General features: G+C 66.4%; 22 protein-coding genes. 3 read left to right on the forward strand and 19 right to left on the reverse strand.

Annotation, left to right across the window (positions count from 1 at the left end; genetic code table 11):
* The 3 genes from ABZW74_RS20225 to mtrA all read right to left on the reverse strand — a co-directional run.
* Window positions 1-1,108 (reverse strand): GerMN domain-containing protein (locus ABZW74_RS20225; protein WP_355278827.1); only part of this gene is annotated, 1,108 nt, incomplete at its 3' end.
* Window positions 1,101-2,765, reverse strand: a complete 1,665-nt coding sequence (gene mtrB / locus ABZW74_RS20230; protein ID WP_355278829.1) for an MtrAB system histidine kinase MtrB — start codon at window positions 2,763-2,765, stop codon at window positions 1,101-1,103. The genes mtrB and ABZW74_RS20225, both read right to left, overlap by 8 nt.
* Window positions 2,762-3,439 carry an MtrAB system response regulator MtrA gene (gene mtrA, locus ABZW74_RS20235; RefSeq protein ID WP_240856740.1) on the reverse strand — a complete coding sequence of 226 codons (678 nt, stop codon included), beginning with the start codon at window positions 3,437-3,439 and terminating at the stop codon, window positions 2,762-2,764. The genes mtrB and mtrA overlap by 4 nt, the downstream gene beginning before the upstream one ends.
* A gap of 85 nt (window positions 3,440-3,524) precedes the next feature.
* On the opposite strand from mtrA, the gene ABZW74_RS20240 reads away from it, so the two are divergent.
* Together ABZW74_RS20240 and ABZW74_RS20245 are read left to right on the forward strand one after the other, a co-directional pair.
* Entirely contained in the window at window positions 3,525-4,160 is a 636-nt protein-coding gene (locus ABZW74_RS20240) for a dTMP kinase (protein ID WP_240856739.1), read from the forward strand.
* Between the two features lie 66 nt (window positions 4,161-4,226).
* Complete coding sequence (locus ABZW74_RS20245; RefSeq protein WP_240856738.1) at window positions 4,227-5,021, forward strand: hypothetical protein; 795 nt, start codon at window positions 4,227-4,229, stop codon at window positions 5,019-5,021.
* 381 nt (window positions 5,022-5,402) lie between these two features.
* On the opposite strand, the gene ahcY is transcribed toward ABZW74_RS20245, so the two are convergent.
* The 11 genes from ahcY to ABZW74_RS20300 all read right to left on the reverse strand — a co-directional run bounded on the left by ahcY (window position 5,403) and on the right by ABZW74_RS20300 (window position 14,239).
* Window positions 5,403-6,872 carry an adenosylhomocysteinase gene (gene ahcY, locus ABZW74_RS20250; protein WP_355278832.1) on the reverse strand — a complete coding sequence of 490 codons (1,470 nt, stop codon included), beginning with the start codon at window positions 6,870-6,872 and terminating at the stop codon, window positions 5,403-5,405.
* A gap of 120 nt (window positions 6,873-6,992) precedes the next feature.
* Window positions 6,993-8,522: an amino acid permease gene (locus ABZW74_RS20255; RefSeq protein ID WP_355278835.1), complete on the reverse strand. Its 1,530-nt coding sequence runs from the start codon at window positions 8,520-8,522 to the stop codon at window positions 6,993-6,995.
* 150 nt (window positions 8,523-8,672) lie between these two features.
* The gene (locus tag ABZW74_RS20260; protein WP_240856735.1) at window positions 8,673-8,975 is read right to left on the reverse strand and encodes a WXG100 family type VII secretion target; all 303 of its coding nucleotides are present in this window, start codon (window positions 8,973-8,975) and stop codon (window positions 8,673-8,675) included.
* Between the two features lie 31 nt (window positions 8,976-9,006).
* Window positions 9,007-9,342 (reverse strand): WXG100 family type VII secretion target, encoded by a 336-nt coding sequence (locus ABZW74_RS20265; protein WP_355278837.1) that lies wholly within the window; start codon window positions 9,340-9,342, stop codon window positions 9,007-9,009.
* 91 nt (window positions 9,343-9,433) lie between these two features.
* On the reverse strand, window positions 9,434-10,234 hold the full coding sequence (locus tag ABZW74_RS20270) for an ESX secretion-associated protein EspG (RefSeq protein WP_240856733.1): 801 nt from the start codon (window positions 10,232-10,234) through the stop codon (window positions 9,434-9,436).
* Window positions 10,231-11,274, reverse strand: coding sequence for a PPE domain-containing protein (locus ABZW74_RS20275; protein ID WP_355278840.1), 1,044 nt, complete (start codon window positions 11,272-11,274; stop codon window positions 10,231-10,233). Before ABZW74_RS20275 ends, ABZW74_RS20270 begins: the two co-directional genes overlap by 4 nt.
* A gap of 136 nt (window positions 11,275-11,410) precedes the next feature.
* Entirely contained in the window at window positions 11,411-11,734 is a 324-nt protein-coding gene (locus ABZW74_RS20280) for a PE family protein (protein ID WP_355278843.1), read from the reverse strand.
* 7 nt (window positions 11,735-11,741) lie between these two features.
* Window positions 11,742-13,100, reverse strand: a complete 1,359-nt coding sequence (locus tag ABZW74_RS20285; RefSeq protein ID WP_355278846.1) for a hypothetical protein — start codon at window positions 13,098-13,100, stop codon at window positions 11,742-11,744.
* An 11-nt stretch (window positions 13,101-13,111) separates the two neighbouring features.
* Window positions 13,112-13,420, reverse strand: a complete 309-nt coding sequence (locus tag ABZW74_RS20290; protein WP_240856729.1) for a type VII secretion target — start codon at window positions 13,418-13,420, stop codon at window positions 13,112-13,114.
* Window positions 13,421-13,473: 53 nt separating this feature from the next.
* Window positions 13,474-13,797: a YbaB/EbfC family nucleoid-associated protein gene (locus tag ABZW74_RS20295; RefSeq protein ID WP_240856728.1), complete on the reverse strand. Its 324-nt coding sequence runs from the start codon at window positions 13,795-13,797 to the stop codon at window positions 13,474-13,476.
* Window positions 13,798-13,810: 13 nt separating this feature from the next.
* Window positions 13,811-14,239: a hypothetical protein gene (locus ABZW74_RS20300; protein WP_240856727.1), complete on the reverse strand. Its 429-nt coding sequence runs from the start codon at window positions 14,237-14,239 to the stop codon at window positions 13,811-13,813.
* Between the two features lie 276 nt (window positions 14,240-14,515).
* Here ABZW74_RS20300 and ABZW74_RS20305 point away from each other — a divergent pair, with 276 nt between their 5' ends.
* On the forward strand, window positions 14,516-15,928 hold the full coding sequence (locus ABZW74_RS20305) for a MinD/ParA family protein (protein ID WP_355278861.1): 1,413 nt from the start codon (window positions 14,516-14,518) through the stop codon (window positions 15,926-15,928).
* A gap of 465 nt (window positions 15,929-16,393) precedes the next feature.
* On the opposite strand, the gene ABZW74_RS20310 is transcribed toward ABZW74_RS20305, so the two are convergent.
* From ABZW74_RS20310 to ABZW74_RS20330, 5 genes are all read right to left on the reverse strand, one after another.
* Window positions 16,394-18,058, reverse strand: a complete 1,665-nt coding sequence (locus tag ABZW74_RS20310; RefSeq protein WP_355278849.1) for a DUF4185 domain-containing protein — start codon at window positions 18,056-18,058, stop codon at window positions 16,394-16,396.
* A 48-nt stretch (window positions 18,059-18,106) separates the two neighbouring features.
* The gene (locus ABZW74_RS20315; protein ID WP_355278852.1) at window positions 18,107-18,799 is read right to left on the reverse strand and encodes a lytic murein transglycosylase; all 693 of its coding nucleotides are present in this window, start codon (window positions 18,797-18,799) and stop codon (window positions 18,107-18,109) included.
* Window positions 18,800-18,920: 121 nt separating this feature from the next.
* Window positions 18,921-19,343, reverse strand: a complete 423-nt coding sequence (locus ABZW74_RS20320) for a DUF4259 domain-containing protein (protein WP_240856723.1) — start codon at window positions 19,341-19,343, stop codon at window positions 18,921-18,923.
* Window positions 19,344-19,367: 24 nt separating this feature from the next.
* A complete protein-coding gene (locus ABZW74_RS20325) occupies window positions 19,368-20,354 on the reverse strand; it encodes a hypothetical protein (protein WP_355278855.1) in 987 nt (328 codons plus the stop codon).
* A 254-nt stretch (window positions 20,355-20,608) separates the two neighbouring features.
* Window positions 20,609-21,211 (reverse strand): hypothetical protein, encoded by a 603-nt coding sequence (locus tag ABZW74_RS20330; RefSeq protein ID WP_355278858.1) that lies wholly within the window; start codon window positions 21,209-21,211, stop codon window positions 20,609-20,611.
* Between the last annotated feature and the right edge of the window lie 291 nt (window positions 21,212-21,502).

The raw sequence follows: 21,502 nt of genomic DNA on the forward strand, positions 1-21,502 counted from the left end.
ACTCCATCCGCGGACCGGGTCCGACGCGGTTGAGAGCCGCCGCGACCCGACGACCATCCGGGGAGATCGACGCGGACGCCACCGCCCGGCCGGCTCCGAGCGACCCGGCGACAGGCACCGTTCCGGTGTTCGTGACGGCCAGGAGCGACCCACCCGTGATGATGTTGAGTCCGACGTCGGTGGCCGGGATCAGCGTCGGATCGAAGGCCTTCACATCGGTCGTCTGCCAGCCCGACGCGCGTTCGGCCACGAGCGCCCCGCCGTCGGCGTTGATGACGTACGGGCCCGGCACGTTGGCGCCGGCGAGCGTCCAGATGATCTGCGCCGCAAGCACTGTCCGGTCTCGAACCGATTGGGTGGTGATCCCGGTGAGCTCGATGCGCACGCCACCACCGGCCAGCGGCGCCACCGGACCCCGCAGCGCCGCGCCCTCAGGGAAGCCGGTCGCCACCGCCGACGCGAGGTCGGCCGACGGTCCCGCGATGAGCAGGTTCACCAGGGCCGTCGGATCGTTGTTCTGGCCGGCATACAACCAGCGCGGATCGGGCACGAGACGGCGTCCGGTGCGGTCGGTGTAGTACAGCGACACCGCTCGATACGACGCCTCGAACTGGTCGCGATCGATCAACATCTCGTCGGGCAGCGGCCCGTCGATGCGCCACTGATCGGCGACCCGCACCAGGCTGATGGCGGTCTCGATCCGTCCGGTCGCCGGCACCAGCTGACCGTCGGACCTCAGGGTCCCGTAGCTGTCGCCGATGAGCCGCATCCTGACCGAGTCCTCGTCGCGCTGGTCGATGAAGATGCTGATCTCGTCGACGATGGCCGCGTCGCCGCCGTCGTCCCACTGTTGGGACGACGTGCGGGTGAGGAACCGCCGCGCTGCGCGATGACCGTTCTCCGGAGCCGCCGTCGCCTTGAGGAAGGCGCGGACCAGCGACTCGGGGTCCATGTCGCGCTCGGGCACCGGCACCTCGTCGGTCGCGCCTTCCCGCTCGAACGACTTGATCGGCTGCGGCGACGAGTTGTTCGGGATCGAGCCGCAGCCCGCGAGGAACGCGCCGACGATCGTCAGGATCGTCACGACGACGAGACGAGACTTAGTCATCGGTCGCCCCCGAGGTCCGCGTGGCGGTGCGGGCCGTGGTGCGGGTGGTGCTCGAGACCGGTTTGAGCGGCAGCGGACTGCCCAGGACCTTGTGGCCACGAACCAGCGGCAGGGTCAGGCGGAAACAGGCGCCGCGGCCGGGTTCGCCCCATGCCTCGAGACGTCCCTGGTGCAGGCGTGCGTCCTCGATACTGATCGCCAGACCGAGACCGGTACCGCCGGACCGCCGGAACCGCGACGGATCCGACCGCCAGAACCGGTTGAACACGAGTTTCTCTTCGCCGGGCCGCAAGCCGATGCCCTGGTCGCGGACGGTGAGTGCCACGGCATCACCGTCGGAGCGCATGGTGAGCGTCACCGGTTTGCGTTCGCCGTGGTCGATGGCGTTGGCCAGCAGATTCCGCAGGATGCGTTCGACGCGGCGCGGGTCGATCTCGGCGGTCACCGGTTCGGCGGGGAGGTCGAGGATGAGCTCGGTCCCGGTCTCCTCGGCCAGGCGCCCGACCGTGGCCAGTGCAGCATCGATCGGGATGGCCATGTCCATGCGTTCGGCCGCCAATTCCGCCATGCCGGCGTCGTGGCGGGAGATCTCGAGGAGTTCGTTGAGCAGCGTCTCGAACCGGTCGAGCTCCTTGTCGAGCAGCTCGACCGACCGCTTGCGCACCGGGTCGAGTTCGTCGCGGCCGTCGTAGAGCACGTCGCTGGCCATCCGGACCGTCGTCAGCGGCGTGCGCAGCTCGTGGCTGACGTCGGAGGTGAACTGCCGTTGCAGACCACCGAACTCTTCGAGATGCGTGATCTGTTTGGACAAGCTCTCGGCCATGTCGTTGAACGACATCGCCAGGCGCGCCATGTCGTCCTCGCCGCGCACCGGCATTCGTTCCTTGAGGCGGCCGTCGGCGAACCGGACCGCGATCCGCGACGCCGACCGCACCGGGATCACCACCTGCCGCGACACCAGCCACGCGATGGCCGCCAGCAACCCGAGCAGTACCAGGCCACCGGTGAGCAGGGTGCCGCGGACCAGGTCGACGGTGTTCTGTTCGTTGGTCAGCGGGAAGACGAGATACAGCTCGAGACCGGGAACCGACGCGTTGGTCGGCGAGCCGATGATGAGTGCCGGTTCCGAACCGCCACTCCCGGTGGGGACCGACGTGTACTGGTAGGCGACCTGACCGCCCTGCACCATGTCCCGCAGCGTTTGCGGTATCTCCGACGTCGGACCGACGCCCGGCGGAGCGCCGTCGGCGTCGGACCCGGGCACCAGCAGCACGGTGTCGAAGGTGCCGACCGCACCCGAACTCTCGCCGGTGTCGACATCACGGTCGGTGAGCAACGAGCGTGTCTGCCGCAGCCGGTTCTGCACCGACATGTTGCCGTCGCCGCTGGAGAGGTCGCGTTCGACGGCCACGCGTGCGCGGTCGACCTCCTCGGTCGCGGCCGTGAGTTTTACGTCGAGCAGGCGGTCGGTGATCTGGCTGATGAGCACAAAACCCAAGATCAGGAGCACGACAAAAGACAGCACCAACGTCGAGACCACCACACGCAGTTGCAGTGACCGCCGCCAGATGTGACCGAAGGCCCGGCCCAGGCTGCTCGCTGCGCGAGTGAATCGTCCGAAGGTGCTGTTGACGCGTCGCCGAGGTCTCCCGATCACGGCGGGCCGGCCTTGTAGCCGACCCCCCTCACTGTCAGGACGACCTCGGGATTCTCCGGGTCCGTCTCGACCTTGGCGCGTAACCGCTGGACATGCACGTTGACGAGTCTAGTGTCCGCCGGATGGCGGTAGCCCCACACCTGTTCGAGGAGCACGTCCCGGGTGAAGACCTGACGCGGCTTGCGGGCCAGCGCGACCAGCAGGTCGAACTCGAGTGGGGTCAGCGAGATGGGTACGCCTTCGCGGGTGACTTTGTGGGCGGGGACGTCGATCTCGACCGGGCCGATGGACAGCAGTTCGGCCGGCTCTTCGTCGGTGCGACGCAGCCGGGCACGCACGCGGGCGACCAGTTCCTTCGGCTTGAACGGCTTGACCATGTAGTCGTCGGCGCCGGACTCCAGGCCGAGCACCACGTCGACGGTGTCGGACTTGGCGGTCAGCATCACGATCGGGACGCCCGAGTCGGCCCGCAGCACGCGGCACACGTCGATGCCGTTCATGCCTGGCAGCATCAGGTCCAGCAGCACCAGGTCGGGCCGGATCTCGCGGACCGCGGTCAGGGCCTGGGTGCCGTCACCGACGACGAACGGTTCAAAGCCCTCCCCGCGCAACACGATCGTCAGCATCTCGGCGAGAGCGGCGTCGTCGTCGACGACAAGGATGCGCGGCTTCATGCACCAATGGTGACACTTCCGTGATGCAACCGTGGTGATCGACGCGCCGGGCAGCTGTGGTGGTCTGCTCTATATGCTGCAGGTCGTGGGCGAGCTGATCGCGGTGGAGGGCCTCGACGGGGCGGGCAAGAACACGTTGGTGACCGGCCTGGTCGAGCACTGGCACTCGCGCGGAGCACGCGTCGCGCAGTTGACCTTCCCTCGGTACGGCCGTACCGCGACGGCCGACATCGCAGCCGAGGCGCTGCACGGCAAGCACGGCGACCTGCGCGACAGTGTGTACGCGATGGCTCTGCTGTTTGCTTTGGACCGTGCCGACGCTGCCGACGAGATCCGCTCTGCCCGAAGCGAATTCGACGTGGTGATCCTCGACCGCTACGTCGCGTCGAATGCCGCCTACAGTGCTGCCCGGCTCCATCAGGACGCCGATGGTGAGGTCGTCCACTGGGTCGCCGACCTCGAGTTCGGGCGGTTCGGATTACCGCTGCCCGACCGGCAGGTCCTGCTCGGGGTGCCCGCGGAGGTCGCGATGGCACGCGCCGAGTCCCGGGCCGACGCCGACGCGACTCGCGCACGCGATCACTACGAGCGCGACGCCGACCTCCAACGTCGGGTCGACGCGGTCTACCGCGGTCTGGCGAGCACGTCCTGGCGTTCGCCGTGGACCGAATTCGACGGTGGCGACATCTCGATCTTGGCACGACTTCTGCTACCCGAATGACCGTGCGGTGACGGCCCCCCGTCGCTTGGATAGCCTGGAAACAATGACTTCAGCGCAGGAGTACCCATGACGTTTCAGCCGCCGCCACCGGGTGGTCGCGCAGGGCCGCCTCCCGGTCCGCGTTCGCATCCGGTCGGGCCGCCGACCGGGGGTTTTCCAGGTCTGTCCGGCCCGGGTCCGCTGCAACCGCCGACGACCGGTCCGGCCGGCCAGTACGGTCCTGCGGCAACGCCTTACGGGCCGCCGGGACCGCCTGGACCCGGCCAGTTCGGTCCAGGTCCCGGCTATTCCCCACCGGGTCCCGGTCGGCCCCCGAACGGGGGCGGCAACGGGGGCACCATCGCGGCCATCGTGTGCGGCGTCATCGCGGTCCTCGCGATCGCCGGCCTGGTGGTGACGCTGATCGTCAAATCGAACTCATCGGGCGACGACACGCCTGCCGCGGCGTCGACGACGCAGACCACGTCGGACACTACGACAACCGATTCGCCCTATTCGACGTATTCGACGCCCGACTCCACGACCCCGCCCAGCGGCGGAGATCCGACCGAAGTCGCTGCGATTCAGGTCGCGATGCAGAACTATGTGACGGCCGGAAACGCCCGGGACCTCACGCGCATGAAGGCCGCCGTCTGCAGCCAGAACCGCAGCCAAGTGACGCTGCCCAGCAAGCCGGGCAACATCATCATCGAATCGCTGCTCGCGACCCAGATCGACGGCGACTTCGCGCAGACACGCATGCTCGTCCACGTCGAAGAGGGCACCCGGCGCACAGCGTCGGAACCGGCGAATGCCCGGCTGCTCAAGGAGAACAACCAATGGCTGTACTGCCCCGGAGCCGAGCCGTCGATCGGGACGTGAGGGCCGTCGGCTGAGACTCCGCTCGTGGCGGCCACACCCTGTGTCGAATCGGGTCAACTGGGTGCTGCAGCACACAGATTCTCCAACAGGACACAGAGTGTCGGTAGCACCTCGCTGAGCCAACCGCGGATCGTGGTCATCCGGGTGTGTCCCGAAGCGGACGGGCCCGATCTCCGTCACCAGTCATCGCGTTCCCGCCGAACGTGACGCCAGGAGCACGCGGCCCACAAAAGTAGGGGAGGAAACTTCCTCCCCTACCCTCGGTGTCCTCCCCCAGAAAATTCGCGGACGATTATGAAACCCGGGGAAGAAGTTCTTCCCCTAGATTTTGCGGGCACGACGCCATCGTGTTTCCCCAGGTCGGAGCGCTGATCAGGCAGATCAGTAGCGGTAGTGCTCCGGCTTGTACGGTCCTTCGACGTCGACGTTGATGTACTCGGCCTGTTCCTTGGTGAGCTTGGTCAGCGTGCCGCCGAGAGCTTCGACGTGGATGCGCGCGACCTTCTCGTCGAGATGCTTGGGCAGGCGGTAGACCTCGTTGTCGTATTCGTCGTTCTTGGTCCACAGTTCGATCTGCGCGATCACCTGGTTGGAGAAGCTGTTGCTCATCACGAACGACGGGTGGCCGGTCGCGTTGCCCAGGTTGAGCAGACGTCCCTCGCTGAGCACGATGATTGACTTGCCGTCCTCGAAGATCCACTGGTCGACCTGCGGCTTGATGTTGATCCGCTTGGCGCCCGACCCCTCGAGGCCGGCCATGTCGATCTCGTTGTCGAAGTGGCCGATGTTGCCGAGGATGGCCTGGAACTTCATCTGACGCATGTGCGCGAGGGTGATGATGCCGAGGTTGCCGGTGGAGGTGATGACGATGTCGGCGTCGCCGATCGCCTGCTCGACGGTCACGACATCGAAGCCGTCCATGAGGGCCTGCAGCGCGTTGATCGGGTCGATCTCGGTGACCTGCACGCGCGCGCCCTGACCGGCCAGCGACTCCGCGCAACCCTTGCCTACGTCGCCGTAACCACAGATCAGAACCTTCTTGCCGCCGATCAGCACGTCGGTGCCGCGGTTGATGCCATCGATCAGGGAGTGTCGGGTGCCGTACTTGTTGTCGAACTTGCTCTTGGTGACGGAGTCGTTGACGTTGATCGCCGGGAAGGACAAATCACCCGCGGCGGCGAACTGGTAGAGCCGCAGCACGCCGGTGGTGGTTTCCTCGGTGACGCCCTGGACGGACTCGGCGATGGTCGTCCACTTGGACTTGTCGTTCTCGAAGCCCGTCCGGAGCAACTCGAGGAACACCTTGTACTCGGCGGAATGATCGTCCTCGGCGGGCGGAACAACCCCGGCCTTCTCGAACTCGGCGCCACGCAGGACCAGCATGGTCGCGTCACCACCGTCGTCGAGGATCATGTTGGCGGGCTCGTCGGGGTTGGGCCAGGTAAGCATCTGCTCGGCCGCCCACCAGTATTCCTCGAGCGTCTCACCCTTCCAGGCGAACACCGGGACGCCCTTGGGCTCGTCGGGGGTGCCGTGTGGCCCGATGACGACGGCCGCGGCGGCGTGATCCTGGGTGGAGAAGATGTTGCACGACGCCCAGCGCACCTCGGCGCCGAGCGCGACGAGCGTCTCGATCAGCACCGCGGTCTGGACCGTCATGTGCAGCGACCCCGAGATGCGGGCGCCCTTCAGCGGGGCGACGTCGGCGTACTCGCGGCGCAGCGACATCAGGCCGGGCATCTCGTGCTCGGCGAGTTCGATCTCCTTGCGGCCGAAGTCCGCGAGTGACAGGTCGGCCACCTTGTAGTCGATGCCGTTTCGGGTGTCGGCCTGCAGTGCGGAGCTCGTCATGTGTTCCCCTTGTCGTTCGCGTCGGAATGCTGCTCGGATGCAGCTCGAAAGGCGTTCGACTAGAGGCTATCGGACGGCGTCAGGCGACACCTGTGGCAGGTGTCACCACCGACGACCGACTCAGAGCTCGGCGCGACCCTCGGGGGCCACCTTCGCGTCGTCGAGGGGTGGGACCTCGCCGCGCTCACGCTTGCCGACCATCGAATGTCGTTGGCTGTACAGGAAGTACACGGCGACGCCGAGGACCATCCAGACCAGGAACCGAATCCAGGTCAGCGCCGACAGGTTCAGCATCAGCCAGATGCAGGCGATCACCGCGAGCACCGGGATCACCGGGCCACCGGGCACGCGGAATCCCCGCTCGAGATCGGGGCGAGTGCGCCGCAGGACCATCACGCCGATGGCGACCACGATGAACGCGAACAACGTTCCGACGTTGACCATCTCGTGCAGCTTGTCGATCGGCAGGAACCCGGCAACCAGGGCACATACGACGCCGATGAGGATCGTCAGACGAGCCGGGGTGCCGAACCGCGGATGGGTCTTCGACATCGCGCGCGGAAGCAACCCGTCGCGGCACATCGCGAAGAGCACCCGGGACTGTCCGAGCATCAGCACCATGACGACGGTCGTCAGACCTGCCAGCGCACCGAAAGCTGTGACCTTCTCCGCCCACGTGATGCCCTCGACCTGGAACACGTCGGCGAGGTCGGCATCCTTGCCGGCCATCTCCTTGTAGCTGACCATGCCGGTCACCACGATCGTCACGAGCACGTAGAGGACGGTGACGATGGCGAGCGAGCCGAGGATGCCGCGCGGCACATCCTTGCGCGGGTTGCGCGTCTCTTCCGCGGTTGTCGCAACGACGTCGAACCCGATGAATGCGAAGAACACCAGCGACGCCGCCGCGAGGACGCCGTACCAGCCGTAGGAGGAGTCTCCTCCGCCACTGATCAGGGAGAACAGGGTCGAATCGACCGACTTGTGGGTTCCCTCGCCGGACTCGGCCGGCGGCACGAACGGCGTGAAGTTGTCGGCCTTGATGTGGAAGAAGCCGACGACGATGACGAGGAGGACCACGCCGACCTTGATGGCCGTGATCACGGCACTCACCACCGACGAGAGCCGTGTTCCGATCACGAGCAGGGTCGTGACAACGGCGATGATCAGGATCGCGCCCCAGTCGACCGTCACCGACCCGATGTCGAAGGAGGCCGACGACGCGGTGCTGTTGGTGGTGAAGGCGTTGACCACATACTGCGACCAGCCCTTGGCCACCACCGCAGCGCCCACCGCGAACTCGAGAATCAGGTCCCAGCCGAGGATCCAGGCGACGAACTCGCCGAGCGTCGCGTAGCCGAAGGTGTACGCGGACCCGGCCACCGGCACCGTCGACGCGAATTCGGCGTAGCACAGCGCGGCGAACGCACAGGTGATCGCGGCAATGATGAAGGAGACCGAGATCGCCGGACCGGCCTTGTCGGCGGCCGTCTGGACGGTGAGGGTGAAGATTCCGGCGCCGATCACCACCGATACGCCGAAAACGATCAGGTTCCACGCACTGAGGTTTTTCCGGAGTTTGTGTTCCGGCTCGTCGGTGTCGGCCATCGACTGCTCGACCGATTTGATGCGCGTCAACGGATTGGCCATGAACGATCCTCCCGTGAGTCAGAGCGGATGCAGCGTTCATTTACGCTAACCGAACGATCACCGGCGCCGCGCGGGAATCAGCGTCGAGCGTGTCCCGTTACGGCCCACCCGGGATTGCCAGGTGGGCCGAAACGGGCGATCGGGTGGAGCTCAGACCAGGCCGCGGAAGCCCTGCCCGATGCTCGAGTCGGTTTCCGACATCACGCGACTCGCATTCGACACACCCGTCTTCAACGCCATCAGCTGGTCACGCGACGTGGTGAAGATGCGGTCGAAGTTCTGTTGCGCCTCGGTGTAGGCCTGCTTGGCGTCCGCCGAGTTCCAGTTGCCGTGCAGCGCAGCCACCTGGGTCTTCAGCTGACCGTTGAGGTCCTCGAGACGGTTGAAGGCGGCGAGCAGGCCGCTGCTGAGGTCGCCGAGCGAGGCGAAGTCATAGTTGATCTGTCCGGACATGGGAGTTCCTTTCGTGTCGGAATGGGAAGTGTCAGACCGAGACCGGGCCGCCGGCGAGACCGTTGGCCGCCGACGCGTCCTGGTCCTCGTAACCGGCGAAGCCCTGGCTCAGCTGGGTGCGGATCTGGTCGAGCAGGTTGTTGAGCGTGATCGCCGCGCGGTTCCAGTCGGTGTGCGTACCGTCGAAGGCCACCCCCGCCCGGCCCTGCCAGGTGGGCGTGGCGTTGCCCGCGTGCCGGGCGATGACGCCGATGGTTTCCTTCATGTCGTCGACGATGCTCGCGACCGACTGCGCGGTTGCCTGCGCGTCGGCCACGTTGAGGGCGACCCCCGGGCCCGCCGATCCGATTCCGGGAAGATTCAGCATGAGTTTTCCTCCTGTGTTTCGGCATCGTTCGGCGATGCCCCCGTTGGCGCCCACGTAGCGGACACCCCTGACCGTTCCCCGACCTGAATCATCATGGGAACCAACGACTGTCGGGCAGGGTCTCGATCAGCAGGCCAATCGCTTGCGTGATCCGATGCCCCGTACCCGGCGACAGCGTGGTCCACAGACGTCCGTCCAGGGACTTACTGGGGCTGGATACGATTCGACCCTTGCCGGTGTCGAAAACCGCTACCGCTCCAGAAGATTGGGTGAGCACACCAGCGTCGTGCGCGATCGCGACGATCTCGGTACGGGCTCGGCACGACGCTAACGCAGCCGAGATCATCATGGCGTCGGTCGGCGAGGCGCCGAGGGCGTGCAATGCATCAGTCATCTCGAGGCCCGTTCGGCATGAGCCCAAGCGATCGGTGAAATCGTCGGTCGGATGACTCAGTGCGCCAAAGGAACACGGAGCGCATTCGCCGAGTTCTCGCTGAAACAGCGGCCCGAGCGCATCGGCCTCGTGGAGGTCGACGAGACGAAGGTGGACATCGGTGCCGTCACGAACGGCCAGTGCGTGATGGTTACCGGCCCGCGCAAGGCACATGCGCCGGACACCGTCGTCGGTGAAGGTCCGGACTTCGATGGTCCGATCCGGCGTGGAGAGTACCCGCATCGCTGCGCCGAGCCAGGCCACCGGCTCGTCGTCCGCCCAGAGGCCGAGGTCGACGATCCGCGCGTCGAGATCGGCCGGCGACATTCTCGCCGGCTCGGGTTCGAGGACGCCGTCGACATCGAGTACCACGGGCCAGGTCTGCACGCCGTGTCGTTCGCCGAGGCGGCGCAGCACCGCGACATCGAGCGCGATTGCCGTCATGTCGGTTGTCGTCATGGTCGGCGCCCTCCGTCCGGACCGAGCAACAGGGTCTCGGCGGTGTACCGGGGATCGACCGATCCAGGTTTGACGACGTGCTGTGCGACGGCGTGGTCGGCGACCGCGATGTCGGCCCAGGTGGTTGGATTCTCCGATTCCGTTGCAACAACGCCCGATTCGCTGGATCCGGGAATCCCGGAGTCCACGACGCGGACCACCGTACGATCGCCGGCCGCGGCCGTGACCGGCGACGGTGCCATCGGCGGCGCTGCGGATGTCGGATGGGGTTGCGAGACTTGCGGTGCCGACAAGTCACGTGCCACGCCGGGAACCGGAGACTGCGGTTGGGCCAGAGTTGTCGGGATGTAAGCGAGCTTCTCCTGTTGCAGTGCAACAAATCCCGCGGGCAGCACGGACGGTGCTCCCGGTGACGCAACAGGTGATGGTGGAGTCTGGACCGCGGCGTTGGTGGTTACCCGCTGCGCGGCATGCTCGGCATCCAGTGGCGCGGCGGAGACCAGGTCGGGTGCCGGTGACGCCGAGTTCCAGGGCTTGGCGACGGGTTCGGTGGCCACCTCGTAGGCCTGCATCACCCGCGAGGCCCGCATGTGTTGATCGTGGGCGGCGCGCTCGATCTGCGCGGCAGCACCGGCGATCAACGGAACCACACTGTTTGCTGCCCTGGATATCTCGTGCATCTGTTGAACGAGCCCGATCTCGGCGATGGCCGGCATGTTCAGCCGGGCAACCGTGATCGCGGCTGCCTGCGCATGGGCGCGGGCCGCGTTGTATCCGGCCTCGACTGCAGTGTCGGCGAACCACGGCGCGAGTCGGGTCAATCGCTCGAAGGCCGCACTCGACTGCGCCGACTGCCAATGCACACCCAACCTCGCGAGCACGGCCGCGTACTCGGCGCCCGCTTCGCCCAGATCTGCCGACAACCTCGCCCAGGCGAGGCCGGCCTCTGCCAGTGGCCCCGGCCCAGGTCCGTCACCCAGATCGGAGACGAGTTGTTCGCTGTTTCGTGCGTCCCAGTCGACGCCGGTGAATCCGGTCACTGCTCCTCCTCTCTGGACATGAAATCGGTTGAATGACTTTGCTTTCGGAAGCCCTTCGAGGCTCGCTACGCTCGCACCTCAGGGAGCGGTATAAGCTCGCTCCGCTCGCACCTCAGGGAACGACAGGGCGCGCTCCTCAGTGCGGCGCGAGTGGTGGAACCCGGAGCATGCTGGCAGCGTCATCGTCGCCCTGCGTGAACCCCGCGGCCTGCGCTCTCAGCACCGCGGCGATCTTGCGCAACTCGTGGACGCCCGACGCAGCGTCGGCCCCAAATGTCTCGGCGACGGTGGAGAAGCTGTCGGCAGCGGCGATCGACACCTCGTCACGCCCCTGGGGCGCGACCTGCAAGGTGTGTCCGGCCGAGGTCACCGAATGCTCCAGCCGTTCGGCGATGCGGTCGAGATCCGCAGCGGCGACGAGTAGTTCGGATGGATCTACGCGAAGTTGTGAGTCGGTCATGGGTGTCTCACTTCCGTGTTGTATCCGTGCTGGCTGGTCCCAGCCGGAGTTCGATGTCGGGTGCAGGATCTGGTTCGGGTGTCTCGTCGTGGCCGAGCACCGCGGGCACCACCTCGAGGTCGTCGCCGACGATCCGCTGTCCGTTGATCTCCGAGACCAGATAGTCGGCAATCGCGTGCTGATCGGCGGATGCGCCTGCCGTGCGCCCCATCCCGGCGGCACCCGCGCCCACCGGGGCAGCACCCATTGGCATCGCCTGCGCCGCGCCCGGACCTCGCACCGGGGTGGCCGCGACGTTGGCGCCGGGGCTTTCGACGGCTGCCGGCGTGATCGGCACGGTGGTCCGGGCATTGTTCAGCGCCGGCACCATGCCGAGGCCACCGAGCGCCGCACCAGTGACTCGCGCCCCGCCCTTGCCCACCGGATGCGGCATCGGGCCGCCCGGAGCGGGCTTGTCCTTCTTTGGCTGTTCACGATTGTTGTTCTGGTTGCGGTCCGGCTGGTTGATGGTGGTGATCATCTTGCCGACGGGTTTCGCCAGGGCCGAGGGTAATTCGACTGCCGTCGACAGCGCCGGGGAGACGACGTCGAGCACCGAACTGGCGATCGCGAACGGCGACGGACCGGCAGCCGGCTTGGGCGCGTTGGTCACCGGCACCTTGGTGCCGTTCACGGTCATCTTGCCGGTCGGTGCGAGCAGCGCCGCCCGGGTGGCGGCCACCGCGGCGGTGGCCTCGCCGAGGCCGAGATTGGCGAACCCCACCGCAAGTCCGATGCCGGCCGCGAAGGCGGGGCTCACGATCATCGGCACCACGGCGGCAATCTTGGCGACGGTCGCGGCGATGATCGCCTGCACCGCAGCCAGACCGTGGGCCACGATCGCGGCGGCGGCGTTGATATCGAAGGACATTCCGGTGCCCTGCGTCGCGAGTGCCGCACTGTTGGTCGACGCCTGCGCGGTCTTGGCACCGGCACCCAGCGACGACTGGCCAGCCCACAGTTTGTCGGCGAGGCCGAGTGCGCCCTTGCTCATCGTCATCGTTGTCTCGAGCACCTTCGACAAACTCTGGAAGATGGCCGATGGGTCGAAGCCTGCCTTCGAGAGATCACCGGTTCCGAAGCCGCCCAACAGATCTGTCATGGGTTTGATCAGCAGGTCGAGGTCGATGGTCGGCATCGGCGGGAGACCGGGCATCGGCGGCAGCGGCGGCAGCACCGGCAACGGCGGCAGACCGAGGCGGGTAAGGACGTCGGCGACGGGTGTGTCGAGGATGGGTCCGAGCGGCGTCGCGTCGACCATGTCCTGCACGGTCATGTGCATCATCGCCGGCACGTCGGGCAGACACGGCTGCGGCGTGTGGGGCATGTGGGCCGGTGTCACAGGGCGGACCTGATGACTGCGGCGTTGTTGCCGTCGGTCGTCTCGAAGGTGGCGAGACCGGCCGCGGTAGAGGCCGCCGTAGCCGCATGCACCGCCGCCAATTCGCCCACGGACGTGAGGTGATTCACCTGCGCGGCAATGAAAGCCGCCAGGAACTCCTGGCCGATCAGTCCGAACACCGGCACCATGATCGCGGTGTTGGCCGCCGCGTTGATGGAGCCGGCCGCACCCACCGCCGTCGCCATCGCGACATTGGTCCCGGTGAACGCCTCGAGCACCTCTGGTGTCACGCGCACATCGGTCATGACAACCCCCTTAGTAGTGATGTCGGATGGATCGTGTTGTGGAACAGCGGCAATCAGGTCGCCGGCCGTGACGCCAGCAGGTCGGCGAAGGCTTCGTTGAACTCGTCGGTGGCCGCCGCCCGCTGAGCGAAGGCGCGCTGCGCAGCCATGGCCGCGGTGGCGACGATCTGCTCGCCGAGCCGAGTGGCACCCAGTTCGTTGGCACCCGACGCCAACCAGAGTCCGGTCAGCGCACCGTTCGCGTCGACCTCCGCCGTCACGAGATCGTCGGGCGACGTCGCCCGCACCGCAATCGACCCCAGCTTCTCGCTGAACTCGTGCAGCCCGTTCAACTGCGCCTGCGCGCGGGCTTCGAGTTCGTCCATCGCCCAGCTCATCTCGACACCCCCGTCATCCGCGCCGGAGCCACGAGACAGGCTCATCGGCGTCGGAGTCGTCCTGGTACTCGGCACGTGCCACGTCGTCGGCCTTCGGCAGTTTCATCTCGTCGACGAGCTCGGCGGCCATCCCGTCGGCCAGCAGATCGGCGCGCAGCCGCACACCTGCGGACATCGCGGCCTGACGACAGAGACGCAAGATCTCGCCGGCGAGCACGGATGGCTCCTTGTCAAGCATCGACGGTTCGATCCGCACCGACAGCGGCAGACCCTGATAGGTGGTGACCACCGACAGCGATCCCGACCGCGACCGTGCCTGCGCCGGCTGATGCAATGCCGCCCACGCCCCGTGGTCTGCCGGCGGGAGTTCCTCACCCCCACCAGAAGCCGCTGCATGATCACCGATCGAATCGCGGTGGATGGACTCGCTGAATGTCGTCACGATCGCCCCCTTCTGATTCTTTAGACGCAGCGTCGGGGATTTCGGATCCATGGATTCTTGGTCGATGCCCCCGCACTGGCCGACCTGCAGAGATGCCGACCCGGTCAGCACTGACCGAATGCTTGAAAAGATCCTGCCACAGGTCCGTGACTGCGCCCACACTTTGTGCACAGCTCGTTCGGCGTCCCACCGGCCCGACCGGCCGCCCTCGCTTTGGGTACACTCCGGCCTGTGCCGTCAACAACCAGGCGTTTACGAGACTGAACGCCGACGGCACTGGTGCCGCCACAGGCCCTGCAGCCGCCGACACCGCGTCGGGGGAACGATCCACCAGGGGGACTGCCGACAATGACAGCTGAGCAACCGACCAACGATCCGGCAACACAATCAGACGCAGCGGGACATCCGGTCACCCCGCCGTGGTTGCAGTTCGCGCCCCAACCCCCGGCAGCTGGCCAGCGACCCACCGAGGGCACACCGACAGGACATACCACCGGACCGACGCACGCCGCGGAGCATCACCCCGCGCCGGGACGTCCCGAGCACCCCGTGTTCGATCCACCGCCGCCCGGGCCATACCCGGGTCCGCCGGCAGGACCATACGGTCCACCCGCGGGTTCGGGTCCCACGCCGACGCCACCTCCCCCCGCACCCGGCGCACCCTATGGGCCCCAGTACGGTCCGCCGGCAGGCTATCCGCCCCAACAGTTCCCGGGACAACAGTTCCCCGGACAGCCTGGTCCGGCCGGACCTGCGCTCGATGACGTGGCGCTGCTGCGGAAGGCGCGTCGGGCCCCAAGCCGTGGCTGGCGCCGAGCCGTCCATACTCTTTCGGCGGGCACGATCAATCCCGGTGAGTCGCAGGGCGATATCGAGTACCAGCAGCTTCTCGACCGGGTACGACGACCCGTCCGCGGCGACTACCGCATCGCGGTGCTGTCACTCAAGGGCGGTGTCGGAAAGACCACCACCACCGTCGGGCTCGGGTCGACCTTCGCGTCGTTGCGCGGCGACCGGGTGATCGCCGTCGACGCCAATCCCGACCTGGGCACGCTCGCACAGCGCATCCCGCAGCAGACCCGCTCCACCGTGCGCGACCTGCTCGCCGACGACAACGTCTACCGATACTCGGACGTCCGCGCGCACACCTCGCAAGCGCCGAGCCGATTGGAAGTCCTTGCTTCCGAACGTGATCCGGCGATGGCCGAGGCGTTCAACGAGGACGAGTACCGCGGCGTGGTGACCATCTTGCAGCGGTTCTACAACATCATCATCACCGATTGCGGTACGGGACTGAGCCATTCGGCGATGAACGGAGTCCTCGATCTGGCCAACGCGCTGATCCTGGTGAGCTCACCCGCGCTCGACGGTGCGCGCAGCGCCGGCGCGACCCTCGACTGGCTCGAGGCCCACGGCTACGGGCACCTCGTATCGCGGGCTGTGGTGGTACTCAGCTCGTCCCGACCCGGCGCATCGACCATCGACACCAACCAGCTCGCCCAGCACTTCCTCACCAGATGTCGTGCAGTGCAGCAGATTCCGTTCGACGACCATCTCTCCGAGGGCGCCGACGTCGACCTGGAACTGATGAGCAAACCCGCCCGGCGCGCCTTCGTCGAACTCGCCGCCAGCATGGCCGACGAATTCGCCGACGCCCCGGTCCGACGCGAGGACCCGTTCCTCGCCTGAGCTCTCACTGCTGTCTAAGGTCGGCCCCTCCGCTTCTCAGCTGAGGTGCGAGGAGCGCAAGCGACTACCCACCGCTGCCTGAGGTGCGAGGAGCGCAAGCGACGAGCCTCGAAGACCTGGCGACGCCACCTCAACAAGCCCCCTCGGGATGGCAACCAAAACGGTCGCCGCGACGTGCCTCCGAGGGCATTATGCCCTCGGATACGCGTGAGGCGGACCGTTCCAGACAGCGTCGAAGGGGGCACTCGGATCAGTATGATTTTAGGTTCGGATTCCGGACATAAAATCATACTGATCGACGTCGCAGCGCCTAGACGGCCCGGTCGCCGTCGCTGGTTATTAACCCAATTGCTCTGTCTCACGAACCCTTCGAGGCTCGCTTCGCTCGCACCTCAGGGAGCGGAGGTGGGCTCACGAAGCGGAGCTGGGCTCACGGCGGAATCGCCCCGGCGAGCCCCGACGAACTCAGCCACCCGGTCCGCGAGGTGCGTTCGGGCTCCCTTGCGGCCCTTGCAGCGACTTGGGGAGCTGCAGGGTCGGCAGCGGTCCCAGGTCGGGTGCGGGCCCCATCGGGATTCGACCACCACCGGGCAGCGGGATCTCCGGAACCCACGGCCGCGGTGCCGGAATGCCGGCGCGGGTGACCGTGGCGTGCATCAGGTAGACGTTGTAGCTCGTCCACTGCGACATCGTGAAGTACAGGTCGTTGCCCTTCGACCACGGGTGAATGCTCGCACCGTAGATCGACGGGTAGTTAGTCGCCGACGCCACCACTCGCGGCGCCGTCCACGGCCCCTGCGGATTTGCCGCCTGGCGCAATACGATTCCGTTGCTGAAGACGTCGGTCGACAGCATCAGCCAGCGTCGCAGGGACGGACTCCACTGCACCGACACCTCGCCGACGCCACCGGAGGCCACCGGCCGCGGCTCGGCGGTGAGGCCACGTCCCCAGTAGGTGCCCATCCAGTACTGGTAGGCCGCCTTGTTGAGGATCTGGTTGGCCGGAACACGCGCCACGTACACACCGCCGACACGGCCCTGCTCGGTGCCGAACATGTAGACCATGTTGCCGCGCTTGGTAAGTGCGGGCATCTGGAAGTTGCGGGCGGGTCCGGCGTTGGTCCAGAACGCGCTGCCCGACTTGCGCCAGGTCACGCCGTTGTCGTCGGACACGGCGATGCCCGAGTAGTTCGACGTCCACGACCCGGGAGCCGGACCATACTGGCGCACAGACGCATACGAGAGGTACTGGCGCCCGCCGACGGAGATGCCCGACGTCGGGAGAGTGGTGATCTCGCTGCCGTTGATCCGGCGGGCCGGGATCACCTCACGCGCCCGGCCGGCCTGGCCAGTGAGGAAGTCGCTGTAGGAGAACTGCCGCAGATTGGTGGTGTTGCTGTACGCCAGGGTGTTGACGCGCCAGTCAAACCCGGTGGGCGCCTTGGTCCCGGTGTCACCGGCGAACCCGGAGCCCTGCTTGCCACCCTGCCGCAGATTGACGTAAGGCAGTGCGGGGAACGGGATCTGGGCCGGCATGATCGGGACGTTCAATCCCGCTCCGCTGACGTACGGCGGCTGATCGCTGCGCTCACCCTGCGGACGCGGGCGGCCGAAGGTGTCGCCGAACACCGTGATGATCTGGCCCTGACCGTTGTCCCACATCACCGCATTGCCGGCACCTGCGACGCCCCACTTGGTGTCGGTGTGGTCCACCGACTGCGCGCCTGTCAGCTTGGCGACGAACGCGTTCGTGATGCCGTTCTTGGTGACGGGCTGGCCCGCGCCACGCTGTTGCCCAACGCGATTCGGGTTCGGCGTCGGATACAGGTCGGGGCCTTGTGGCGCATTCGGGACGTTGGGGTTGATGATGACCGGTGCTTGCGGCGTGGTCGGGGTGCCGTTCGGGGCCGGTCGCGGAAGTTCCGGCACGGCGGGCGCAGGCGGCACGATCATGCCGACCGGGTTCACGTTGGGAACCGAGAGCTGCGGCTGCGCATTGAGATTGACCGGCTGTTCCTTGGTGGCACCGCTGCTGCTGGACGAGCAGGCGCTCAGCACGGTCACGGAGACCACGCCCAGCGCGATCACGGCCAGCGCCGGCCGAGAATTGATGACTCGCGACGGTTTCACGTCAGACTCCCCCATTCGGATTGACCACACCCGCGACCTGCCGTCGGCTCATCGGCCGAAGACCGCTGCGCGCTCATGGACACGCTCGACAAAGCCTGGCGTCGAGTTGAACTGCCCCACCGCACGAGCCCAGCCGTCGGGCTGTCGGAGGTCGCCGCCGGCAGCACAGAGCAGGCGGGCCGCCGAGAGCGTCGCGTCGTCCATGTTGTCGGGGTCGGCCTTGCCGTCATCGTCGGCGTCGGTGGCGAACTGCTCCCACCGGCTGGGCATCATCTGCATCGGGCCCATGGTCCGGTCGACGACCTCACTGCCGTCGAAGCGACCGGCGTCGGTGTCCGGAATCGGTTTGGCACCAGCCGGATTCGCCTGGTCCAGACCGCGCAGGTAGGGCCGCGCAACCCCATCGGATTCGACGACGGCGCCGTCTGCGGTCGCATTGGAACTCGACACATCGCCGATCGCGGCGAGCGTCGACCAGCCGATTCCGCAGGCTGGGAGCGCCTTGTCCATGGCCGCCGCGGCGTACGCGTAGGAGCGGAGTGCCCGTTCCGGGATGCCGTACGGGCCGCTGTGTAGCTGCGACCATTCCTTCAACTGCATCGACGGGACTTGCCGTTCGGCCTGGTCGTCGTCTTTGTCCAATCGCGACGAACATGACGTGATCAAGGCAAGAACCATTACGGTCCCCACCACGAACAGCCAGCGACGACGCGCTCCCCCACCACCTTGCACGCGATGCACGCTACCGGATCGTGACCAAGAGACAAATCGACGGGGTCCGCCGAACGACCAGGACATATGCGGTGTTTCGGCCCCAAATCACGCCCGCGAGTGAGAAGGGTCACATTTTGCCGCCGACGTTCTACTCTGACCTGCGCAGGAACGAAACGAGTTGCCTCACAGGCTCCTTGGCCTCGTCCCATCGGTCGGCCTCGATCCAGAGTTCCGACCATTCGGTGGCCTCGTCGAGCACCCGCTCGGCGACGGTCACCGCTCGCGATCGCAGCGAGTCAGAGACCTCGAACGGCGCCTCATCGAGTGTCTGCGGTCCGTACGACTCGTCCGGCTCGGGCCCGCCCGGCATCAGTGCTGCAACGGTCGCCACCGCCGCCAATGCCGCCGAGCAGACGTCGATCTCCAGTTCGTCCGGGTCGTCGGCGTCGGTCACCGCATCGAACGCGGCCTGCACCACCGACAACCGTTCATCCGGGTCGGCCTCGTCGAACTCGACGACCCAGTCGGCCGCGTCGTCGTTGTCGAAGATCCCCGATCCCCATGCGCCCACTACCAACTCCTCTGAGAGATACCGCTAACGAAAATCTGCGACGGCAGACCCCCCTGGGTCCTCGAGCACATCGAACTGTGCGCCGACCGTGCGGCACCACTGTGCAACAGCATCGAGGCCTGCGCCAGGTGGCGAGTACAGGAACAGGGTCCGGGCACCGCCCTGCGTCATCGTCGCAACCAGCTCGACGTCGCCTTGCAGCGAATCGCCCAGTGTCTCCTCGTCGGCGGTCAACCGCTCGTGCTCGCCGTCCACGGGGAGCCCGTCCGCTCGTGCCCGAAACTCCCTGCGCACCACGACCGCCTGCGTCGCCAAGGGCGCGGACAACCATTGCAGCGGGCGACGCACCGACACCAGGACCGGGCCGTCCGGCGTCTCGGCAGACAGCATGGCCCACTCGTCTGTCGGGGCTCGCACAGCCAACGCCGTGACCACCGCCCGGAGATCCGCCACATCGACGAGATCGTTCGTCGGGCTGGTCAGCACGCCGATCGGCCCGATCCACTGACCGACCCAATCCTCGCCGAGCACCCAATCCAGCACGAGGAAGGCGATCTGCGTCGCCTCCTCGTCGGGCAGCTTCGCGAACACCGGGTGAAAGACCCCGACACTCACCCACCAGTGCTCCTCGTCGACGAACAACTGGAAGCGCGTGTCGGCGACATCGACCGCGACGCCACCGAACTGCGCGCGAATGTTCTCGATGTCGGCTTCGGGGAGCCGCGCCGGCGCATATACGAATTGGTCGTCGGCGGGACTCGCATCCGCCCAGCGCTGGGTGACGGCCCGCAATCGCGGGTCGCCGCCACCGCTGACGACGAACTGGTGCCGACCGGCCCCGTCGGTGCCGAACTCCCATGCCAGAGCGGGATCGATGGCCTCGACGGCCGCGCTCACGGTCGCAGCCAGTGCTTCCCCGTCCCGTGCAACCAACCCGGCCACGACGGCCCGACGCCCAGCGTCGGCCCACCACCGCCAGAATCGTCCGATCGCAACATCTTCCTCGCGCATGCATCAACAGTATCGGCGATACCGACACCTTCGACGCGGCGCTCCACAGCCTCGGTCGGAGTTACCAGGAACAGCTGGTCGTGCAGTGCCACCGTCTGCGGTGGTCGTAGTCCAAAGAAGGTGAGTAGATCCCATCTCTCAAGGAACTAGCCAAAGACCTCAAGAGATTCTGACCGTCAGCGTCGATTGAGAAGAGCGAGTCTGCTTACTGGTGGCATTTACGAGCTGAGGCCGATTTCTTCGTCGCCCGCAGCTCAGCTTTCAGCTTCATCGATCGAGAAGTGCACCGACTCACCCGGCTCCACTCGTCGAAGCTGCTGAGAAATCTGCGACGCCACTCCCCAATGCACACTCAGGTCCGCGAGTTCCAAATTGCTCACGACCAACTCTCCACCCAACTCGAATGGCACCACCATCGACGCGCAACTCATCCAATTCGGCGTCACCGCATTCAGTCGCCACTCGTTGAATAGCTCCACCTCGAGCACCTCATGCCCCATCTCCGGTAGTACCTTGTCGAACAGATCCGGCAGTTCATCACACACTTCGAACTCGCCCTCAGTCGGATCGAGCAAGCTCACACCGGCCCCGGAATCCAGCGGGCGCGTGTCCCAAGCATAAAAGCGTCCAAGCCAATCACCCGCGATTACCTCAATGTGACTCGCCAACAACCGATTTGACTGAGCGACGATACCCCGAGCCACATCTGCCTCACCGCGGGTATAGATGCGGAACAGGCCCTTTTCCAGTACCAACCCGCCAAAGTTGTCGCGGACGCGTTGAGGGGTGTCGTATCGCAGACCTTGGCCGGCAGGTACACCGCAACTGGGGCGAAACATTACGAGCAGTGGTTGCATACGTTCCTCGGTTAGTTGGCCAGGTGGTGTTTGGCCGCACCTGCCATGTGTGGCTCAGACTACTTGAGCGCGTCACGCCACGAACCGATGAAACCGGCGAGCAGAAGTTCGTCAGCCTCGCCTGATTCAATCCAGCCCGCAGAGTCCCCGTCATACTCGAACCCGAAATCATGAATGAATATCAGCCCGTTGGGCGCTAGTGTCACGTTTCATTAATTCCTATTGGGTTGGGCTTTTGCCAGGATTTCGTCGGCGGTCTTTGTCCATACGAAGGGATGTTTGCGGTCGTTC

Origin of the sequence: Gordonia sp. NPDC003585 (assembly GCF_040610755.1) — a bacterium.
In the GTDB taxonomy this organism is placed as follows: Bacteria; Actinomycetota; Actinomycetes; order Mycobacteriales; family Mycobacteriaceae; genus Gordonia.